Source organism: Azorhizobium doebereinerae UFLA1-100 (genome assembly GCF_000473085.1).
GTDB lineage: Bacteria > Pseudomonadota > Alphaproteobacteria > Rhizobiales > Xanthobacteraceae > Azorhizobium > Azorhizobium doebereinerae.
In genome coordinates this window covers 269,951-291,213 of sequence record NZ_AXBA01000001.1, presented here as the reverse complement: position 1 = coordinate 291,213, position 21,263 = coordinate 269,951, and the positions used below count along the sequence as shown (strand labels likewise).

The window sequence follows — 21,263 nt, the reverse complement described above, 5'->3', positions numbered from 1 at the left end:
GCCCGGCCATGTTTCAGCCATCGCGTCTTTGCCAAAACATCAATTGCTAAAGTGTGATCTTGCCATGAAATCCACTGTCCGCCCGTATTTTAAGGTTGTCCTCACCCTCGTGGGTCTCGGCGTCTGTCATCCTGCCGCAGCCGATGTCGACACGGTCCTCGAGGCCTTCGGTTGGACTGTCAGAGGAACGATCACCGCCAACGGAACATCCTACGGCGCCTTTACCCACGCAAATCTGTTCATGGCTGTTGCTGGGGAGCAATTCCAAGTCGCCGCCACCGACTCAATGACCGGGCCCAGCAGCCTGTTCAACCCCTTGCTGGTGGGAACCCGGACCGTATCGGGCGACACCACGACCCCATCCCCGGTCGTCTATACGCTTCTCGTTCCGACGGCCTCGGCCACGGGAGTCGTTTCGACCACGACCTATACATTTGATCGCATCGGCAGCGTCACGGTTACGGCTGACGGAACGAACTCGCGCATCACGTATGCGCTCTACGGCACATCGGCCGACGGCACCGCTGCCACCGCCACCGTCGCTGGCCTCCTCACCTTCGCGACCAGCACCGCGCCGGGCGTGATCACCACGAGCGTCGTCATCCGGGCAGGCACGCAGACTGTGGTTGCGAAAGAGACCGGGCTCGTTCTACAGAGCGTGCAGCCGATCGGCGCGGGATTTACTTTCGATTACGCTTTTACCGACTTGAACTCGGGGCTTGCGGGTTCCTTGGTGGTGCCGTCCCTGTTGACGGATTCCACCACCCCCGGCAGCGTGATCATTCGCAACTCGTCCGCCGCAGGCAACGGTAACGGCACGGTCGTCTTCGTCCAGGACCAGCAATATACCGGCGGCACGACCATCAACAGCGGCGCCACGCTGCAACTCGGCAATGGCGGCACGAGCGGATCGGTGCTTGGCGATATCGCCGACAACGGCGCGCTGGTCTTCGACCGCTCCGACGCGCTCACCTATGGCGGGGTCGTCTCCGGCACCGGCTCGCTGACGCAGGCCGGCACCGGCACCCTCATCCTGACCGGCGCCAACACCTATACCGGCGGCACCACCATCTCCGCCGGCACATTGCAGATCGGCGATGGCGGCACCACGGGGGCCATCGTCGGCAACATCACCGACAATGCGAGCCTGGTCTTCAACCGCTCCGACGCAGTGACCTATGCGGACGTCATCTCCGGCACCGGCGCGCTGACCCAGGCCGGAACCGGCACCCTGACGCTGACCGGCGCCAACAGCTACACCGGCGGCACTGTCATTTCGGCCGGCACGCTACAGATCGGCAATGGCGGCACCACGGGGGCGATCGTCGGCAACATCACCGACAATGCCGCTTTGGTCTTCAATCGCTCGGACGCCGTCACCTTTGCCGGCAGCATCTCCGGCACCGGCTCCCTGACCAAGGTCGGGTCCGGCACGCTGACGCTCACCGGCGCCAACAGCTACAGCGGCGGCACCACGGTCGCCTCCGGCACGCTGGTGGGCAGCACGACGAGCCTGACCGGCAACATCGTCACCAATGCCGCCCTCGTCTTCAACCAGGCGGTGACGGGCACCTATTCGGGCGTGATCTCCGGCACCGGCTCGCTCACCAAGACCGGGACCGGCACGCTGATCCTCACCGGCGAGAACACCTACAGCGGCGGCACGCTGATCTCGCAGGGCACGCTCCAGATCGGCAATGGCGGCACCACCGGCTCCATCCAGGGCAATGTGGTCAACGAAGCCACGCTGGTGTTCAACCGCTCAGGCACCTACAATTTCCCCGGCACCATCACCGGCTCGGGCGCGGTCATCATCGTCGGCGGCTCCACGGTGAACTTCACCGGCGCCAATGGCTACACCGGCGCCGTGACCATCGCCGATTCCAGCTTCGTGCTGGCCAGCGGCGCGGTGTCCAACTCCAGCTACACCGTCGGCAGCGGCGGCACGATCTCCGGTACCGGCACCGTCTCCGGCCTCACCGTGGCGTCGGGCGGCACGGCCGCGCCGGGCTATTCGCCCGGCACCCTCACGGTGGCGGGCAATGTCACCTTCAATGCCGGTTCCACCTACAATGTGGACGTGACGCCCACGGGCGCCCACGACCTCATCACCGCCACCGGCACCGCGACGATCCTCGGCGGCACGGTGGCGGTGAACGCGACGGCGGGCGGCTACAGCCCCATCACCACGCTCACCATCCTGCAAGCGGCGGGCGGCGTCACCGGCACCTTCGCCAGCGTCACCTCCAACCTCGCCTTCCTGACGCCATTGCTCAGCTATGACGCTAACGACGTCTATCTGACGCTGCGGCGCAACGACATCAGCTTCGCCAGCCAGGCCCTCACCGCCAATGAGCGGGCGGTGGCGGCGGCGGCGGACGGGCTCGGCTGGAGCAATCCGGTCTATTACGCCCTCGCCAACCTCACGGTGGGCGCGGCGCCCGCCGCCTTCGACAGCCTGTCGGGCGAGGCCTATGCCTCCGCCGGCACGGTCATGCTGCAACAGTCGCTCTATCTGCGCGAGGCGGTGGGCGCGCGGCTCGGCCAGGCCCTTTCGCCGGCCACGGCGGCGGCCGGGCCGGCCACGGCGGCGCTGGCGCCGGGCCTCACCCCGACGCTGTGGATGCAGGGCTTCGGCGCCTGGGGCAATGCCTGGGGCGACGGCAACGCCGCCACCGTCTCCAGCGACATCGCCGGCGTGTTCGCCGGCGCCGACGTGGCGCTGGGCGACAATTGGCGCGTCGGCCTCATGGGCGGCTACAGCCGCACCACGCTGGATGTGGATGCGCGCGCCTTCTCCGGCACCATCGACAATTACGACATCGGCCTTTATGCCGGCGCCCGCTACGGCGACATCGGCCTCAAAGCCGGCCTGAGCTACACATGGCATGACGCCGCCATGAGCCGCACGGTGGCCTTCACCGGCTACAGCGGCATCAATACCTCCGGATACGACGCCGGGACGACGCAGGTGTTCGGCGAGGCGGGCTATACGGTCCGCCTCAACGGCGCCACGCTGGAGCCGTTCGCGGGCCTGGCCTATGTCCATCTCTCCACCGACGGCCTGACCGAAACCGGGTCCAGCTCGGCCCTGGCGGTCAGCATGGGCGACATGGACACGGTGTTCTCCAGTCTCGGCCTGCGGGTCGGCACCAATGTCACGCTGGCGCCGGGCGTGACGGTCACGCCCAGCCTCAGCCTCGCCTGGCTGCATGCCTTCGGCGACGTTGCCCCCGCCGCGACCATGGCCTTCGCCAGCGGCTCGCAGCCCTTCGCCGTGACCGGCGTGCCGCTGGCGCGCGACAGCGCGCTGATCGGCGCGGCGCTCGACTATCGCCTCACCGCCAATGCGGTGCTGTCCGCCAGCTACAGCGGCCAGATCGCCTCCGGCATCCAGGACAACGCCTTCAAGGGCGCGCTCACGGTCAGCTTCTGAGCCCTTCCGGCCCACCTTCGCCGCCGCGGGCTCCGGCCTGCGGCGGCGTGGACACACGGTCAGGCGGCTTGGCAGGCGGAGGCGGTGGCGGTGTGTGGACGGCGAGACCGGCCCGCGACCACGCTGCGGGACTTTCCTGGGACTTTTCGTGCCGAAGTGTCCCGGATGGTGCCGTTTCGTTCCACATTTCCCCGCCGCACCCTTGCGCGTGGCGGTCAAAGAACGTAAGCAGCACAAGCCTTCCCGGCACGTCGGAGCATAGCGCAGCCCGGTAGCGCATCTGCTTTGGGAGCAGAGGGTCGCAGGTTCAAATCCTGCTGCTCCGACCATTCCGCGCCGCGCCGGCGGTACCGTTTTCCATCACAGCCGCATCCTCCGCTTCGATCATGCGCGGCAGTTCCATGCGCTGGAGCAGCCCGCCGCCCGGCCGGTTGGCGAGCGACAGGCGGCCGCCGTGGCGGGTCACGATCTCATAGGCGATGGCAAGCCCCAGCCCCGCGCCGGGAATGACCGCCTGCCGGGCGGGATCGACCCGGAAGAACGGCTCGAAGACGCGCGCCATGAGCGCGTCGGGAATGCCCGGGCCGTCGTCCTCGATCACCAGCACGCCCTTGTCGGCCTCCGCCGAGACGCCGATGCGGGCGGCGCGGCCGTGGGTGGCGGCATTGACCATCAGGTTGCGCACCGCGCGCTTCAGCGCGATGGGCCGCCCCGGCACGGTCACCGGATCACAGCGCAGCAGATCCACCTTCAGCCCCGTCTGCTGCAATTCCAGCGTGAGGTCCTTGACCAGCCGGTCGAGGGCCACCGCCTCGTCGCCGGCGCCTTCCACCTCCTCGCGCACGAGGCGGATGGCGCTGTCGGCGATCCGGTCGAGCTCGCTCAGGTCGGCCAGCCACTGCTCGCGCTCGTCCTCCAGGAATTCGGCCCGCAGGCGCATGCGGGTGAGGGGGGTGCGCAGGTCGTGCGCCGCCGCCGCCACGATGCGCATGCGGCCTTCGATCGCGCTGCGCAGCCGCAGGGAGAGGCGGTTGATGGCGATGGCGGCGGCGCGCACCTCCGTGGTGCCGGTCTCCTCCAGCTTGGGCAGTTCGCCGTCGGGGCCGATCTCGGCCACCGCCCGCTCGATGATCTCCAGCGGCTGGGTCATGCGGTGGACGGCCACGATCACCACGCCGGTCGTGCCGATGGCGATGAGGAACAGCCAGCCGAACAAGACCAGAGGCAGGCCGTTTGGCGGCGGCGGCATCATGCCGATGGGCAGAACCAGAAAGCGCCCGTCGGCCAGCCGGACGACGGCGGAGGCGCCCTCGCCGAACTCGTGGCGATAGACGGTCACGGTTTCCGGCGTGCCGCTGGCCTCCATGGCCCGCGTCAGCTGGCGCGAGGCTTCCGGGTCGAACCAGCCGTCCGGCGGCGCGCTGCGGATGCCGGCGAGATCGTTGCCCGTGGCCGCGGGATCCTTGATGAGGTCCAGCAGGAGCTTGATCTGCGCGATCTCGTGGTGGGGGCCGGTGCGTTCGGGGCGCGGGCCCAGCACATAGAGGAAGAAGAAGGTGGAGCCGGCGACCACCACCATGATGGCGGCCACCAGCAGCACGGTGAGCTTGGTGCGCAGGGAGTTCATTGCGGCGCCTTCACGGTATCCACCCGCACGGAGAGCTGGTAGCCGCCATTGCGTTGCGTCTTGAGGATCTGGAAGCTGCCGGCATCGCCGAGCTTGCGGCGGACGCGGCTGACCAGCACGTCGATGGAACGGTCGAACGGCCCGGCCTCGCGCCCCTGCGTGATGTCCAGCAGCTGGTCGCGGGAGAGGATGCGGCCCGGCCGTTCCAGGAAGGCCATCAGCAGGTCGAATTCGGCCGAGGTGAGGGGCACTTCCTCGCCATTCTCCGCGATCACCTGCCGCGTGCCCTGGTCGGCGGTGAAGCCGGAGAAGCGGTAGGTGATGCCCGGGGCCGCCGGCTCCTCGCGCTCCGCAGACCGCCGCAGCACCGCGCGGATGCGGGCCACGAGTTCGCGCGGATTGAACGGCTTGCCCAGATAGTCGTCGGCGCCGATCTCGAGGCCGATGATGCGGTCCACGTCTTCCTTGAGCGCCGTCAGGAGGATGATGGGAACGCGCGAGCGCGCGCGCAGGGCGCGGCACAGGTCGAGCCCGGAGGCATCCGGCAGCATCAGGTCGAGCACCACGAGGTCGAACCTGTTGGAGACGAGGCATTCCTCCATCTCGCGCCCGGTGGCCGCCACGGTGGTCCGGAATCCCTGACTGACCAGATAGCGCGCCAGCAGTTTCCGGATTTCATGGTCGTCGTCGACCACGAGCACATGCGGCGCGTAATCCACTTCTGTGATTCCTTCTTGCGTCCGCGCGGCCGGTTCCCGGCCCCGCGGACGAACATTGCGATGCTTTGATTACGGTAGGGCGGCCGTTGCGTCGGCGCCAGCGTGCAACGCAGCATTGCCCAAGGCCGCGCAGCAACATTCATTTACAAAAACCCCCTGCGGTGCAACGCGGAGCAACGTGCCGACCTTCGGCAGCAAACCTGTCCCTCCAGGATCATCCCATCAACGGGACAGGACATCACCTCTGATGATTAACCGGAAAGTTTGCGCAGCGACCGTCCTGGTCGGCCTCGGTGTCGCAGGATACTGCGCTGCCGCTGCGCACGCTGATCCCAGCAAGACGTCGGACCGCCTCGCGGTTTCCACGGGCGTTCCCGCCTACATGGTGGAACGTGTCGCCGACGCTGGTGGACCGGGTGGGTTCAATCCGCAGCCGGGCGGCATGCCGCCCCGGCCCATGATGGCCCCGATGATGGGGCATCCGGGCGGTCCCGAGGACCGCCTGCGCATGCCGCCTCCGCCCCCGCCGCCCGGCGCGGGTCTCGCGATCATGCTGAGTGCCGCGGAGACCGCGATCGGCATCCGCGCCGACCAGCTGGATGTCTGGCGGGACTATACCGACGCGCTGCTGGCGCTGGCTCCTGCGCCTCCGCCGGCGGCAGGCGAGGCGCGCGGCGAACCGTTCGCCCGGCCGCTGGCCCTGGCCGAGAAGCTCAAGGAAGACGGCAAGAAGGCTGAGGTCCTGCTGGGCGCCATCGATCGGCTGAAGGCCAAGCTGACGCCCGCGCAGCTCGAACGGGCCGCGCATATCGAGGACCTGCTGCCGCCGCCTCCGCCTCTGCCCCCGGGGCCGGGCGGGCGCATGCCTCCCAGGCCGCCCGGCATTCCGGGCTGAGATTTCCGGAAAGAAGAAGGCCATCCCCCACCACTGGTCTTCTTCCTGCGGCGGATTTGCTGCGGGGCAGTCCGCCGCCCCCTTTGCCCCCGGCGACGCCGGGGCCTGAATGGAGAAGGACCTTTCCCCACCACGGGTCCTTTTCCCGCAGCGGGCGTGCTTCGGCACGCTCGCTGCTCTCCTGGGGTTCGAACGGAAAAGAGCCTTTCCCCACCATTGGTTCTTTTCCCGCAGCGGGCGTGTTTCGGCACGCCCGCTGCCCTCCCCACCGGGACGGGCGGTGCGTGCCCGGTCCCCATTCGTGTCCGTCGTCCACTGGCGCAGGAAAGGGATATGCCATGACGCTCCGTTCTCTTGCCGAAGCCGAACCCATCGCCGAACTGGTCGCCAAGGTGCTGTACGAGCGCCAATACGGCCGGGTCTGGGAGGACGCCACCCAATGGGCCCGCCGCGACAGCCTGTCGTGCGCCCGGACCGTGATCGACACGTTGCGCAACTCCGACATGATCCCGCTGCCCGAATTGGCTCAGGGGCGCCGCAACATCGTGTCCTGAGGGCCCGCGCGTCGTCGGGTCGCGTGTTTTTTCCGGCAGGCCGCCCTGAGGGCGGGTCCTGCCCGCGGCTGTTGGCGATGAGGCCGGTGGCCGCCTCTGTGAGCCCCGGCGCCGTGACCTTCCGCCGCCCGCCCGCGCATTCGGCCCGCCTTGTAACTTTCCTCCCGCCTGCTAGCGTGTATGCAAAATACACAATGGGAGGGCGCCGAGGTTTCGGGTTTGGGTCGCAGGCGAAGCCGGCTCCGCTGGCGCACGTGGTGATCCGTCCGGGCAGCGGCGGTTCAACGATGACTGAAACCGCAGACCCCGTATCACCGACCGCCCCGTCGGGCCATGTGCCGTCCCCGGGTGCCGGCTGGCGGCCCTTCGTCGTCGCCGAGCGGCGGGACGAAAGCCCTCAGGTCACCTCGTTCCTGCTCCGGCCCGTGGATGGTGCGCCGCTGCCGCCCCACCGCGCCGGCCAGCACCTCACGCTGCGCCTGGAGCGTCCGGGCTCGGCGCCGCTGGTGCGCGATTACACCATCTCCTGCGCGCCGAACGGCGACCACTGGCGCATCTCGGTGAAGCGCGAGCCGAAGGGCGCGGCTTCGAACTGGCTGCATGACCATCTGCCGGTGGGCCAGCACCTGGAGGTGCGCGCGCCCAGCGGGGATTTCGTGCTCCCGGACGAGGCTACCCGCCCGGTGGTCATGGTCAGCGCCGGGGTCGGCATCACCCCGATGATCGCCATGCTGGAGGCCGCGGTGGCGGCGGGCGACGCCCGGCCCATCCACTTCGTCCACGGCACGCGGGACCGTGCCACCCACGCCTTCGCCGACCATGTGGCGGCGCTGGCGGGCCGGCACGCCGGCGCCATCCGGCTCGACGTCTTCTATTCGCGCCCGCGTCCGGAGGACGGGGCCGGGCCGGACGGCACGCACGCGGGGCGGATCGGGCTCGACTGGCTGCGGGCCGAGACGCCGCTGCGCGAGGCCTCCTATCTGCTGTGCGGCCCGCTGGATTTCCTGCGCGACATGGCGAACGGGCTGGCCTCGGCCGGCGTGCCGCGCAGCCGGATCCGGTTCGAGTTCTTCGGCGCCGCCGAAGACATTTTCGACGATGGCGCTGCTGCGGCGCCGCTCTCCCGGCCGGCAACGGCGCCCCTTCCTGTCGCGACGGATGAGACCATGGCCATTGAGGAACAGGTGGGCAGGGCCCTGGTCGCGAGCCCGGCGGACGGCGTGGTGGCCAGCGACCGGGACGGCACGATCACGGTCTGGAACGCCGGCGCGGAGCGCATCTTCGGCTTCTCTCCCGCCGAGGCGCTGGGCCAGTCGCTCGACATCATCATTCCCGAGCCGTTCCGCGCCCGCCACTGGGAGGGCTACCACCAGACGGTAGCCACCGGCGAGAGCCGCTATGGCGCGGGCGACCTGCTGGCGGTGCCCGGCCTGTGCAAGGACGGACGCCGCATCTCCATCGAGTTCACCATCGTCCTGATGAAGGACGGTAGCGGGCGGGTGAGCGGCATGGTGTCGTCGGTGCGCGACGTGTCGCGGCGCTTCGAGGAGACCAAGGCGCTGAAGAAGCGCGTGGCGGAACTGGAGAAGGCGACGGGCGCGGCGTAGGCCCTTCGCTGCCGCAAGGCGAGGCGGCCAGGAAACATTTCGCGCCGCGGCGCGTTCAGCTTGGCCGTCCCCTCTCGCCCAAGAGCCCGCCATGCTGCAAAAATCCCACCCCGTCCGCGAGGTGCACGCCGGTGATGCGACCGTCCTCGGCGCCACATATGACGGGGAGGGGACCAATTTCGCGCTCTTTTCCGCTTATGCCGAGCGGGTGGAACTGTGCCTGTTCGACGAAACCGGGCAGACCGAGATCGAGCGCGTCACCCTGCCGGAATATACCAACGAGGTGTGGCACGGCTACCTGCCCGGCGTCGGCCCGGGAACGCTCTACGGCTACCGCGTCCACGGGCCATTCGAGCCGGAGAACGGCCACCGCTTCAACCCCAACAAGCTGCTGCTGGACCCTTATGCCCGCGACCTCGCCGGCGAAGTGGAGTGGTCGCCTGCTCATTATGGCTATGTGCTGGATGCGCCCGACGCCGACCTGTCCTTCGATACGCAGGACAGCGCGCCGGGCATGCCCAAGTGCCGGGTGATGGACCCGAAGGGCTATGGCGGCGCAGGAACGCCCAAGCCGCGCATCCCGTGGGACCGCACGGTGTTCTACGAGGCCCATGTGCGCGGCATGACGCAGCTTCATCCGGCCATTCCGCCGGAGCTGCGGGGCACGTTCGAGGGCCTCGGCCATCTGGCGCTGGTGGACTATATCCGCAGCCTCGGCGTCACCTCGGTGGAATTGCTGCCGGTGCATGCCTTCCCCGACGACGAACACCTCATGTCCAAGGGGCTGTCCAACTACTGGGGCTACAACACCATGGCGTTCTTCGCCCTGGAGCAGCGCTATCGCGGCCCCAAGGGCATGGCCGGCTTCCGCGACATGGTGCGGGCCTTCCACGACGCCGGCCTCGAAGTGATCCTCGACGTGGTCTACAACCACACCGCCGAGGGCAACGAGCTGGGGCCGACCCTGTCGTTCAAGGGCATCGACAACTTCAGCTACTACCGCACCATGCCGGACGCGGCGCGCTACTACATCAACGATACCGGCACCGGCAACACGGTGAACACCTCGCATCCGCGCGTGCTGCAGATGGTGCTGGATTCGCTGCGTTATTGGGCGACCGAGATGGAGGTGGACGGGTTCCGCTTCGACCTCGGCACCATCCTCGGCCGCGAGCCCACGGGCTTCGACCAGCGCGGCGGCTTCTTCGACGCGGTGGGGCAGGACCCGGTGCTTACCAAGGTGAAGCTGGTGGGCGAGCCGTGGGACATCGGCCCCGGCGGCTATCAGGTGGGCGGCTTTCCACCCGGCTGGGCGGAATGGAACGACAAGTATCGCGACACGGTGCGGGACTATTGGAAGGGCACGGAGGGCCTGATGGGCGATTTCGCCGCCCGCGTCACCGGCTCGGGCGACGTCTATGACCTGCGCGGCCGCCGGCCCTGGGCGGGGGTGAATTTCGTCACCGCTCACGACGGCTTCACCCTCAACGATCTCGTCTCCTACAACGACAAGCACAATGCGGCGAACGGCGAGGACAATCGCGACGGCCATTCCGACAACCGCAGCTTCAACTACGGCGTCGAGGGACCGACCGACGATGTCGGCATCACGGCGGTGCGCGAGCGGCAGAAGCGCAACATCCTCGCCACCCTGCTGCTGTCGCACGGCACGCCGATGATCCTCGCCGGCGACGAGTTCGGCCGCACCCAGCACGGCAACAACAATGGCTATTGCCAGGACAATGAGCTGTCCTGGATGGATTGGGACGGCATTTCCGAGGACGGCAAGGCGCTGACCGCCTTCGTGCGCGATCTCCTGGCGCTGCGCGCCCGCCAGCCGCTGCTGCGCCGCGCCAGCTTCCGTGACGGCCTGATCGTCACCTGGCTCAATCCCGGCGGCGGCGAGCAGACCGCCGAGCAATGGGCGGACGCCGGCGCCAATTCCATCGCGCTCCGCCTGTCGCGTGACGACCTGGGCGGGGAGGGCGAGGAGGTCTGGTCGGACATCGTCATCGCCTTCAACGCCCATGACGGCCCGGTGTCCTTCAAGCTTCCGGCGCGGGAGGAGGCGCCGTGGCGGGCGATCGTGGACACCGCCGCGCCCGATGGGCCGGCGCGCGTCACCGCGGGCGGCGAGGACGCCATCGAACTGGAGGGGCGTTCGCTGGTCCTGTTCGCCTGAGCGGCGGAGATGGCGGCGCGGCGCGCGGCTTGCTAACCATGGGCGGCCGCGCGCCCGCCGGCCAGGAGCAGCCGAGGACCCCATGACCGCCTATTCCGCGCTTTCCGCCCATTTCGGCCGCGCTGCCGCATTGTCCAATGCGCTGGGCATCCTGCAATGGGACAGCGACACCATGATGCCTAAGGGCGCGGTGGGCACGCGCTCGGACAGCATGGCGCTGCTGCGGGTGCTGGCGCACGAGATGGTCACCGATCCGCGCATCGGCGACTGGATCAGCGATGCCGAGGCCGACACCGGCCTGGACACCTGGGCGAAGGCCAATATCCGCGAGATCCGCCGGGTGTGGACGGTGGAGACCGCCGTGCCGGCGGATCTGGTGGAAGCCTCCAGCAAGGCCATCTCCATCTGCGAGATGACTTGGCGCCAGGCCCGCGCGGATGCCGACTTCAAGGCGCTGCTGCCGACCCTCGCCGAGGTGCTGAAGCTCCAGCGCGAGATCGGCCGCGCCAAGGGCGAGAAGCTGGGCCTGAGCGCCTATGACGCGCTGTTGAACGATTACGAGCCCGGCGGCAGTTCGCAGCGGATCGATGCGCTGTTCGCGGATCTGGCGGACTTCCTGCCCGGCTTCACCGAGGAGGCCCTCGCCGTGCAGGCCCGCCGGCCGGTGGATGCGCCGCTGGAGGGGCCGTTCGCCATCGAGGCGCAGCGGGCGCTGGGCGTGAAGCTGATGGGCGTGCTCGGCTACGACTTCGAGCGCGGGCGGCTCGACGTCTCCACCCACCCGTTCTGCGGCGGCGCCGACAACGACGTGCGCATCACCACCCGCTACAATGAGAGCGATTTCGCCCAGGCGCTCATGGGCGTGATGCACGAGACCGGCCACGCGCTCTACGAGCAGGGCCGGCCGCAGAACCTGCTCGGCCAGCCGGTGTCTCAGGCGCGCAGCATGAGCGTGCACGAGAGCCAGTCGCTGCTGATGGAGATGCAGGCCTGCCGCAGCCGCGAGTTCCTGCATTTCGCCGCCCCGCTGATGCGCGCGGCCTTCGGCGGCTCAGGGCCGGCGTGGGATGCGGACGCCATGTGGCGGCGCTACACCCGCGTCGCGCGCGGCTTCATCCGCGTGGACGCGGACGAGGTCACCTATCCCGCCCACATCATCCTGCGCTATCGCCTGGAGAAGGCGTTGATCGGCGACGAGATGCCGCTCTCCGAGCTGCCGGCGGCCTGGAACGCTCAGATGAAGGACCTGCTGGGCGTGGTGCCGCCGGACGACCGGCTCGGCTGCCTCCAGGACGTGCATTGGCCGAGCGGCGGCTGGGGCTATTTCCCCACCTACACGCTGGGCGCCATGACGGCGGCGCAGCTGTTCGACGCCGCCAAGCGCACCGATACGGACATCCTGCCGGGCATCGCGCGGGGCGACTTCACGCCATTGGTGCGCTGGCTGCGCGCCAACATCCACAGCCAGGGCTCGCTCTACCAGACCGACGACCTCTTGACCCATGCCACCGGCCGGCCGCTGGATGCCGCCGTGTTCAAGGCCCACCTGCGGCATCGCTATATCGAGGAGGCGTGAGCCGCGCCTTGCGTGGTGCGGGGGTAGCCTTACGCCCGCACCACGTGGTTGTCGAAGCGCGGGCCGCCGGTGCGCCGGGCGAGCACGCCGAGGCCACCGGGCTCGGCGGCGATGAGGATGATCTCGCCATAGCCGCTGGTGGCGATGAAGCGTCCGGGCTCGGCGGTGCCGGCGAGGCCGCAGCCGTCCACCAGGGGCACGGCGCCCACATAGCGCCCATTGCGCTGCCAGACGCAGACCCGCCCGCCGCGCGGGCTGGCGCAAGCCACATAGGCGCCGGAGGCGTCCACGGCCACCGAGCCCACATAACCGCGCAACTGCATCAGCTCGTTCTCCGGGGCGTCGAACGGCGTCAGCCGGCCGTCGGTGGCGATGGAGAACAGCAGGGGACGGGCGACGCCGTCCTTCAGCAGGTCCTGCGCCGCCACCACGACACCCCCTGATCCGTCGCGGGCCAGATGGCGCAGCGACAGGCTGGCGAGGTCGCCGGACAGCACGCCCTCGCCACGCTGCGCGCCGGAGGCGGGATCGAGCAGGGTGATGGTGCTGCCGGTGATTTCCGCGTCGCGGGCTTCGGGCGTGTGGGGCTCGATGCCGCCGTTGGCCACCACCAGCATCTCGCCCACGCGCATGAGGTCGTGCGGACCGTCGCCGCCGGTGGGCCATTCGGCGATGATGGCGAACCCGCCCGCAACGCTGCGGGCGGCGACGACGCCGCGCCCCATGGTGCGGACCGGACCGTCCGCCACGCCGCGCTCGATCTCATTGGTCAGGAACAGCGCGCCGTCGGGCGAGAAGCGGCCGTGGCCGGAGAACACCCGGCCCGCGCCGGGAGCGAATTCCTGGGCGATGCCGCCGCGCAGGCGGTCGAACACCAAGGCGATGTGGCCCGGCCGCCGGCCGACCGCCACCGCGAGCGGCCCGTTCGGGCTCGCCTCGACGCCGTGCAGCCGGGCGGGCGAGGCGGCGCAGGCGGCCGCATCCATCTCGCCGCCGACCGCGATGGCGGCGAAGCCCTGGTCGATGCCGGCGGTGGTGAGCCAGCCCTCATCAAGGGCGTGGTCGCGCGCGTGCATGTCGGCGAAGGCGTGGTAGGGCATCATGAGCGCAGCTCCTGCGGAGGCAAGGAGGGACCGTCGGTTCAGGGCCATGGCCTCGCCCCGCCGCTCAGTCGCCGTCCAGGGCGTTGAAGCCGAGCGAGATGGCGAAATAGGAGGCGATGGGACGGTAGACGGTCAGCTGCGCCGCCTTGAACACCTTCACCGCCGCTTCCACCTTCGCCGCGCCGTCGGCGCTCTGGGCCGCGGCGGACAGGTCCGCCGGAAACGCCTCGGCGGCCTTGTCGGCGGCGGTGGCGGCCTTGTTGACCACGAATTGCGGGCGGCTGGGCAATTGCTTGCCCACCTCCTGGAGTAGCGCGTCCGCGCTCTGGATCATCACCGTCACCACGCGGCCCGAGCGGCCGGCGCGCCAGCCGTCCGCCAGCGTCGGCTTGGCATTGTCGGGGCCGGGGCCGAGCACGGGCAGGATCTTGGTGTCGGTCACCCGCTGATAGGCCCCGGACAGGTCGGTCAGAATCATGCCCGGCAAAGCGCCCACGTCAGGGAACAGCGCCGGGTCGCCCTTGCCGGAGACGATGGCGCCGAGCACGCCCGCCTTGCGGTCGCCCCAGGCTGTGCGCACTTCGGCGGCCATGGCGGCGAGATTTTGCGCGATGGCGCGCCCATAGGCGGCGCGCCGGGCCGCTTCCGGTCCCTGGAGCAGGGCATCGACCGCGCCCTCCTCATGGAGCAGGCGCTCCAGCGCCGGCAGGCCCTGCGCGCCGGCGCCGGACTGGGCGAAGCGCGCCGGCTCCAGCCGGGCCGGGTCCGCGTCGGCGATGACCTCGCCCATGGCGCGGGCAATGGCATTGCGGCGGTCCGGGAAGAAGTTGAAGCGATCCGGCCGCAGGTCCTGGCTGACCGGCCCGAGGGTGACGAACTCCACCGCCGTCCAGGCATCGGCGGCCTTGGCGAAGGCGGCCTTCAGGCCGGCGACGGCGCCCGCCTCCGGCTTGGCGGCGAAGGCGCTCCAGGCATCCGCCTGGGCCTTGGTGGCAGCCACGAGGGCGTCATAGCGCGGCAGCAGCCAGGCTTCGATGATGACCACGGGGTCGAGGGCCGGCGCCGGGGCGCCGGTGGCCACTCCGGGGAGCGCCGCGCCGGCGAGGGCGCCGATGACGAGGCGGCGGGACATCTGGGTCATGGCGATCGTGCTCCCAAGGCGGACGGCGTGTCGCGGGCGAGCCGGGCGGCGGGCGCCTGGCCGGTGCCCGGCTCACAGCTTCGAAACATAGGCCAACAGTGCCGCTTTCCGGCCGGCAGGCAAAGCGCGGAAGCGCCGCACCGCGGTTTCCGCCTGGCCGGCGTGCCTCAGCACGGCCTCTTCCACCGAGCGGGCGCGCCCGTCATGCAGCAGGCCGGTGTCGCGGGCCAGCGCGTCGGAGAGGCCGGCCAGCGGTGCGGTGCGCCATTCGCCGGCGGCGGCGCCGGGCTCGGGCATGGTGTCGGCGAGGCCGGGGCCGAGGTCGTGCAGCATCAGGTCGGTGAACAGCCGCGCCTGCCCGCCGCCGGCGGTGGGCAGGGCGGGGCGGTGGCAGGCGGCGCAGCCGGTGGCGGCGAACAGGCGGGCGCCGACGCCGTCCTTCGGTGTCTCCGGCACGGGCAGGGAGGTCACATAGGCCACCACGCGAGACAGCAGGGCGTCGGGGATCTCGAAGCCGTCCTCGCCGTCGCGGCCATGGGGCGCCGCGCGGCAGGCGGCCTGCGCCTCGGTGCAGTCGCCCCAGGGCTCGGGATGCATGGGGGTGGACAGGCCCATGTCCAGGAAGAAGGCTTCCGCGGACTGGCTGGCGAGCGTGGGCTGCGCCGCCTTCCAGCCATAGCGGCCGATGGCGGTGGCGCCGTCCGGCAGGGTGACGCGCCGCAGCCGGCCGTGCACGGCGTCCGGCCCCTTGCCCTGGTCCGCTTCCAGCGCCAGCAGCGCCGGCTCGGGCACCTGCTCCAGCAGACCGCGCCCGCGCAGATCCGGCGCCGTGCGCAGGGAGAGGCCGGTCGCGGGCGAGAGCGGCCCGTAGGCGAGGGCATCCGGTGCCGGGACGCGCCGGGTGAGGCCGTCCGGCAGCGCCGTGTCGGTGACGCCAAGGATGCCTTCCGGCGCGAGGCCGGGCACGGCGTCGATCTGGAGGCGCCGGCCGTAGACGGGATCGCCCTTGCCGTCCTTCTGCGCCAGCACGAGCACCATGCCACGGCCGTCCAGATGGCCCTGCGCATCCACGCTGGTCCTGGCGCGCCTGTCGGCGGGATGGCAGGAGGCGCAGGAGCGGGCATCGAACAGCGGCCCGAGCCCGTCGTCCGCCTTGGTGGATGAGGGGGCCGGCACCCAGGCGCGCTCGAACAGCGCCTTGCCGATGCGGATGTCGAGCCCGTCAAGCCCGCCCGCCGCCGCGCCCGCAGCGAGAAGACCGGCGCAGGCGGTCACGAGGCCGAGGCGCAGCAGGGATCGGGGGCGGTTCATGCCACCTTGAACCAGCCCATCAGGCCGGTGTCCATGTGTTCCAGGATGTGGCAATGGAACACCCAGTTGCCGCTCACCGCCTTGAAGGCGATGTCCACCGTCTCGTTCGGCTCCACGATCACCGTGTCCGCCAGATATTGCGGCATCTTCGGCTTCTTGGAGTGCGACAGCACGCGGAAGACGTGGCCGTGCAGGTGCATGGGGTGCATGTGCTTGGTCACGTTGGTCATGGAGACGATGTAGCTGGCGCCGTTGTCGAGACGGGCCAGGGGCGGGGGCAGGCGCAGCGCGTCGCCGGCCGCCCAGCTGTCGCGGCTGATGGCCCAATGGGTGGTCTTGCCGACGCAGAGCGAATTGACCAGCGCCTTGGACAAAGGATCGTCGGCGGGCAGGGACGGGCTGACGATGGTCGGCCCCGCCGCCATCTGAATCAGGAACTCCAGCTTCTTCGCCTTGCGCACGTCCGGCAGCGGCACGCGCGGCGGCGGCAGCGCCTTGGCCTTCAGCGGCGAGGGGTGCTTGCCCTTGTCCACCGCCACCAATGTGGTCAGCAGATAGGGCTCGCTGGAGCGGTAGTCGTAGATCTTCACCTCCTGGCCCGGGCCGGGCATGCGCACCTGCATGTCGAGCCGCATGGCGGGACCCATGCGCCAGACATCGTCCGGCAGGGCCTTGAAAGGCACGGGCGGCAGGGCCTGCCCATCCACCGCCAGCATGAAGGCGTCGTCGGTATCGCAGCCGAGGTCGATGACGCGGGTGGCGTCGGCGACGATGGTGCGCACGCGCACGTCGCCATAAGCGGGGGCCTCCACGCGCGGCGCGGTGGTCTGGCCATTGGTGGCGCGCACATTGCCGAAGGTGCCGGCATTGGCGGCGCCGTCCTCGGTGCTCATCTCCAGCCACTGGCCGTCGTCGCCGAGCCGCCAGTCCTTCACCACGATGAAGCATTCGGCATCGAAGCGGACCTTGTCCTCCGCCTCGTCGTCCACCACCAGCAAGGCGAACAGCCCGCGGCCCACCTGGCCGGTCTCGTCGCAATGGGGATGGAAGAAATAAAGGCCGGTGTCCGGCAGCGGCACGTTGTAGCTGAAGCGCCCGCCGGGCGGCACCACGTCCTGGGTCAGCGGCGCCACGCCGTCGGAGAGATAGGGCACGCGGATGCCGTGCCAGTGGACCGTCGTCGGGTCTGGCAGGCGGTTCTCGAAATCGACGATGAGGCGGGTGCCGCGCCGGCCGCGCACGATCTTGAACAGTTCGCCGTCATAGGCGCAGACGTGGCGGGTGGCGGGCTTGTCCGGCCCCAGCAGCTTGGCCTCGGTCTCCTGCGCCGTGAGGCTGAGGCGGCGGGTGGGCGCGGAAGCGGGCAGGGTGTCCACGGCCGGCACCTGGCCGATGGCGGAGGGCGCGAACGAGACGAGGCCCGCCGCCGCGCTTCCGAGCATCAAACTGCGTCGCGAAATCATCTTCAACTCCACCTGCGGTCCACCGGCCGGGGCCGCGAACCTGGACGCGCGTCGCCATGTCGGCGCGCCCGCGCGGTCCCCGGCGCCGGTGAGGGCGCCGGGGACCGTTCCGCTCACTTCTTCTTGGCGGCGCTCGGATTGTCGAGGCTCTTGGAGCCTTCCACCTTGATCTGGATCTTCAGCGCGGCGACGCCGCGCTCGATGGCATGGGCCTGCGCCACCAGCGCATCCACGCCGTCCTGGATCATCTTGTTGCCCTTGGCGTTCCCTTCCGCGAGCATCATGTCGTAGAACATGTCGCCGCTGTCGCCGCTGTCCTTGATGACCTTCAGCGCGGCCTCGGCGGCCTTCATCTTGCCGTCGATCTCGTCGGCGATTTTGGGGTTGGCGGCGCGCACCAGATCCGCCACCGAGGGGCCGGAGAACACCGTGCCGTCATTGCGGGTGGTGCGGCCGTAATAGACGTCGGCGATGCCCACCTCGTCGTAATAATGCGAGTTGTGGGTGTTGTCGGAGAAGCAATCCTGCTCTTCCTCCGGATCGTGGAGGATGAGGCCGAGCTTCATGCGCTCGCCGGCCAACTCGCCATAGGACAGCGAGCCGAGGCCGGTGAAGATCACCGCGAGGCCCGCCTTGTCCTTCTTCTTCATCAGCGCGGCGCGGGCGGCGCCCTTCGGCCCCCAGGCCTCGGACATCTCCTTCAGGTCCGCCACCAGGGTCTCGGCGGCCACCTTCAGATACTGCGCGCGGCGCTCGCAATTGCCGTTGGTACAGGCCTTGGGGTCGTAGTCGGTCCAGGGGCGCTCGCCGGCGCCGCGCTCGGTACCGTGCAGGTCCTGGCCCCACAGCAGGAACTCGATGGCGTGCCAGCCGCTGCCCACATTGGCTTCCACGCCGCCGGCGGAGTTGAGCTGGTGCAGCAGCGCCGGGGTGATGGTGGTGGTGTCGATGGTCTTCTTGCCGATGCGGATCGACTTGGAGGCGATCACATTGGCCGTATAGAGCGGGTTCTCGTCGGACTTGGTGCCGTAGCTCTTGGTGTCCACATAGTCGATCAGGCCCTCGTCGAGCGGCCAGGCGTTCACATTGCCCTCCCACTCGTCGATGATCTTGTTGCCGAAGCGGAACGCCTCGGTCTTCTGATAGGGATTGCGCGCCTTCTTCCAGGCCGCACGGGCGGCCTTCTGGGTATCCTCGCTCGGGGCGGCGATGAAGGCGTTGATCGCCGTCTGCATCTCCTGCGCGGCGGTGTAGGAATCCGTATACATGGCCTGGGCGAGATCCGCGTAATGCGTGATCACCTGCTGCGCCGTCGGCGCGGCGGGGGCCGCCGTGGGTTTGGTCGCCTGGGCATTGGCCGGACCTGCGATGCCGAAGGTCAGCGCAAGGGCGGCAGCGACAATCTGCGCGCGCATCTTTGAAGGTCTCCCGGTAATTCTCTGCGTGCGCCGATGAGCGCGGCATTCTTTCTGGAGCGAAGCGGCGTCCATGCGCCGGCGGGCAGCCTAGCGCCGAGCAAAGCCGGACCACAAGGAGCGCTCCAGACAATGGAATTATTCCATTGAAAAGAGATGCGCGTGCCGCCGCAGGGTTTGCGATGATCGGGGATCGTCTCCCGCCGTCTCTTCCATCGGAATTCATCGCGGGGAGCCAAAAAACATGATCCGGCTGCTGCGTCCCAATGAAGTGCCGGCGGCAAACGACCTGACGTAGCGTCCCGATTTATTTGCGGGCCCTTGCGGCGGGCGCCGCGGCGGGCCGTGGTGTCCGGCTGCGGCTGAGTTTTGAGATGTTCCAGAATAGAGAAGTTCTAAAGGCAGTCGGCGGGCGGTGACAGCCTGCGGGACGGGGTGTACCAGCAGATGAATGTAAGCAATTCACAGGCGCCGCCGCCGATGCGCGGCGGGTGTGCTTGGAATTGCAGGTTGCCCGTCGAGCGGCCGGGCGTCGGTGGGCCTCGCCTGGGACGAGGCCGCGCCGCGCCGGGGATCGCGGACAGCGTCAAGAGGGGCTTGCCCATGCTCGCAGCGTTCGTGATCGTCTTCCGCGAGGTTCTCGAAGCCGGACTGATCGCCGGCGTCATGCTCGCCGCCTCCGAAGGGGTGCGCGGGCGGGGCGTGGTGATCACGGCGGGCATCCTCGGCGGCGCGCTGGGCTCCTGCGTGGTGGCGCTGTTCGCCGAGCAGATCGCCAACCTGTTCGAAGGCTCCGGGCAGGAACTGCTCAATGCCGCCATCCTCTCCGTCGCCGTGGTCATGCTGGTGTGGACCGTGGTGTGGATGGCCAGCCACGGCCGCGAGATGGTCACCGAGATGCGCACCGTCGGCGGCGACGTGAAGGCCGGGCGCCGGCCGATCGCGGCGCTCGGGCTGGTGGTCGGCATGGCGGTGCTGCGCGAGGGCGTGGAGATCGTCCTGTTCATGTACGGCATCGCCATCAGCGGCGGCGAATCCCCGCTCAACGTCATTTCCGGCCTGCTGCTGGGCGTAGCGGCGGGCGCGGCGGTGTCGTTCGTGCTCTATCGCGGCCTCGTCAGCATTCCGGTCAAGCACCTGTTCAAGACCACCACTGTGCTGATCACGCTGCTGGCCGCCGGCCTGTGCGCCCAGGTCATCGGCATCCTCCAGGATTCCGGCTTCATCCAGTCGCTGGCCGACCCGGTGTGGAACAGCACCTGGCTGCTGGCGGACGACAGCGCCGTGGGCCGCGTGCTGCGCACGCTGGTGGGCTATCGCGCCCAGCCCACGGGCATGCAGGTGATCGGCTATTTCTCCACGGTCGTGCTGATCGTCGGCCTGTCGCGCCTCGTCAACGGGCGCCTGCAGCGGGCCAGGAAGCCGGCCTCGCTCTCCGCCGCCAGCGCCGCGCTCGCCACCCAGTCGGACGCCTGAGCGGCGGGGCCGCGTCAGGCCCGCTCTTCCGTCAGCCGCGCGATGATCGCCTCGCGCGCGGCGCGAGACGGGGCAAGGCGGGCCCGGGTGGCGGCCAGGATGGCGGCGGGCGCGGTGTCCGGCGTCCCGGCGTCGAACGGCGGCTGCGGCGCATATTCCAGCGACAATTGGATGGTCTGGGCGGCGTCATCACCCAGCAGCTCGGCGATCACTGTGAGGCCGAAGTCGATGCCGGAGGTGACCCCGCCGGCGGTGATGAGGTTGCCGTCCCGCACCACGCGGCCGGGCGTCGGCACGGCGCCGAAGCGGAGCAGCAGGTCCACCGCGTTCCAGTGGCTGGTGGCCTTGCGGCCGTGCAGCAGCCCCGCCGCCCCCAGCACCAGCGAGCCGGTGCAGACCGAGGTGAGATAGCGCACGTGCCGCGCCTGGGCGCGGACGAAGTCCAGCACCTGCGCATCCTCCAGCAGCGCGTTGATGCCGCCGCCGCCGGGAATGCAGAACACGTCGAGCGGCGGGCAGTCGTCGAAGGTGGCGGTGGGCGTGAGGGCGAGCCCGGTGGAGGCCGTCAGCGGCGCCCGGTCCTTCCAGATGAGGTCCACCCGCGCGCCGGGCGCGGAGGCGAACACCTCATAGGGGCCGGTCAGATCGAGCTGCTGGACGGCCGGAAAGGCCAGGATGCCGAAATGGAGGGCCATGGGGTGTCTCCTCGTGACGTTCGCTTCGCGCGACGCCGGTCCTTGTAGCAGGCAAAGCGCCCG

General features: G+C 69.7%; 15 protein-coding genes and 1 tRNA gene. 8 read left to right on the top strand and 8 right to left on the bottom strand.

Going from position 1 to position 21,263, the window contains the following annotated elements:
- The first annotated feature begins 286 nt into the window (after positions 1 to 286).
- Together YU1_RS27320 and YU1_RS0101145 are read left to right on the top strand one after the other, a co-directional pair.
- Complete coding sequence (locus YU1_RS27320) at positions 287 to 3,436, top strand: autotransporter outer membrane beta-barrel domain-containing protein (RefSeq protein ID WP_051356343.1); 3,150 nt, start codon at positions 287 to 289, stop codon at positions 3,434 to 3,436.
- 252 nt (positions 3,437 to 3,688) lie between these two features.
- Positions 3,689 to 3,765: transfer RNA gene (locus YU1_RS0101145), tRNA-Pro, on the top strand.
- Here the strand turns inward: YU1_RS0101145 and YU1_RS31670 are convergent.
- Positions 3,744 to 5,063 carry an ATP-binding protein gene (locus YU1_RS31670; protein ID WP_084539568.1) on the bottom strand — a complete coding sequence of 440 codons (1,320 nt, stop codon included), beginning with the start codon at positions 5,061 to 5,063 and terminating at the stop codon, positions 3,744 to 3,746. The two genes, YU1_RS0101145 and YU1_RS31670, sit on opposite strands and share 22 nt — an antisense overlap.
- Positions 5,060 to 5,782 carry a response regulator gene (locus tag YU1_RS0101135; RefSeq protein WP_198018780.1) on the bottom strand — a complete coding sequence of 241 codons (723 nt, stop codon included), beginning with the start codon at positions 5,780 to 5,782 and terminating at the stop codon, positions 5,060 to 5,062. The genes YU1_RS31670 and YU1_RS0101135 overlap by 4 nt, the downstream gene beginning before the upstream one ends.
- A 247-nt stretch (positions 5,783 to 6,029) precedes the next feature.
- Here YU1_RS0101135 and YU1_RS33260 point away from each other — a divergent pair, with 247 nt between their 5' ends.
- The 5 genes from YU1_RS33260 to YU1_RS0101110 all read left to right on the top strand — a co-directional run bounded on the left by YU1_RS33260 (position 6,030) and on the right by YU1_RS0101110 (position 12,596).
- Entirely contained in the window at positions 6,030 to 6,677 is a 648-nt protein-coding gene (locus tag YU1_RS33260) for a hypothetical protein (RefSeq protein ID WP_156921894.1), read from the top strand.
- Positions 6,678 to 7,015: 338 nt separating this feature from the next.
- Positions 7,016 to 7,231 (top strand): hypothetical protein, encoded by a 216-nt coding sequence (locus YU1_RS33905; protein ID WP_029002508.1) that lies wholly within the window; start codon positions 7,016 to 7,018, stop codon positions 7,229 to 7,231.
- A 287-nt stretch (positions 7,232 to 7,518) separates the two neighbouring features.
- On the top strand, positions 7,519 to 8,838 hold the full coding sequence (locus YU1_RS34810; RefSeq protein WP_198018778.1) for a PAS domain S-box protein: 1,320 nt from the start codon (positions 7,519 to 7,521) through the stop codon (positions 8,836 to 8,838).
- A 91-nt stretch (positions 8,839 to 8,929) separates the two neighbouring features.
- Positions 8,930 to 11,020 (top strand): glycogen debranching protein GlgX, encoded by a 2,091-nt coding sequence (gene glgX, locus YU1_RS0101115; protein ID WP_051356340.1) that lies wholly within the window; start codon positions 8,930 to 8,932, stop codon positions 11,018 to 11,020.
- 82 nt (positions 11,021 to 11,102) lie between these two features.
- Positions 11,103 to 12,596, top strand: coding sequence for a carboxypeptidase M32 (locus YU1_RS0101110; protein WP_029002506.1), 1,494 nt, complete (start codon positions 11,103 to 11,105; stop codon positions 12,594 to 12,596).
- Between the two features lie 29 nt (positions 12,597 to 12,625).
- Here YU1_RS0101110 and YU1_RS0101105 read toward each other — a convergent pair whose 3' ends face one another.
- The 5 genes from YU1_RS0101105 to YU1_RS0101085 form a co-directional block, all read right to left on the bottom strand.
- Entirely contained in the window at positions 12,626 to 13,699 is a 1,074-nt protein-coding gene (locus YU1_RS0101105) for a DUF1513 domain-containing protein (protein ID WP_245263192.1), read from the bottom strand.
- 64 nt (positions 13,700 to 13,763) lie between these two features.
- Positions 13,764 to 14,840 carry an imelysin family protein gene (locus tag YU1_RS0101100; RefSeq protein ID WP_051356339.1) on the bottom strand — a complete coding sequence of 359 codons (1,077 nt, stop codon included), beginning with the start codon at positions 14,838 to 14,840 and terminating at the stop codon, positions 13,764 to 13,766.
- A gap of 72 nt (positions 14,841 to 14,912) precedes the next feature.
- Complete coding sequence (locus YU1_RS0101095; RefSeq protein ID WP_245263191.1) at positions 14,913 to 16,151, bottom strand: di-heme oxidoredictase family protein; 1,239 nt, start codon at positions 16,149 to 16,151, stop codon at positions 14,913 to 14,915.
- On the bottom strand, positions 16,148 to 17,614 hold the full coding sequence (locus YU1_RS0101090; RefSeq protein ID WP_035713150.1) for a multicopper oxidase family protein: 1,467 nt from the start codon (positions 17,612 to 17,614) through the stop codon (positions 16,148 to 16,150). The genes YU1_RS0101095 and YU1_RS0101090 overlap by 4 nt, the downstream gene beginning before the upstream one ends.
- 113 nt (positions 17,615 to 17,727) lie before the next feature.
- Positions 17,728 to 19,029, bottom strand: a complete 1,302-nt coding sequence (locus YU1_RS0101085) for an imelysin family protein (protein ID WP_029002501.1) — start codon at positions 19,027 to 19,029, stop codon at positions 17,728 to 17,730.
- Between the two features lie 603 nt (positions 19,030 to 19,632).
- Between YU1_RS0101085 and YU1_RS27300 the strand changes: the two genes are divergently transcribed.
- A complete protein-coding gene (locus YU1_RS27300; RefSeq protein ID WP_051356338.1) occupies positions 19,633 to 20,505 on the top strand; it encodes an FTR1 family iron permease in 873 nt (290 codons plus the stop codon).
- Positions 20,506 to 20,519: 14 nt separating this feature from the next.
- Here the strand turns inward: YU1_RS27300 and YU1_RS0101075 are convergent, their stop codons facing one another.
- Positions 20,520 to 21,200 (bottom strand): DJ-1/PfpI family protein, encoded by a 681-nt coding sequence (locus YU1_RS0101075; protein WP_029002500.1) that lies wholly within the window; start codon positions 21,198 to 21,200, stop codon positions 20,520 to 20,522.
- Positions 21,201 to 21,263 lie beyond the last annotated feature (63 nt).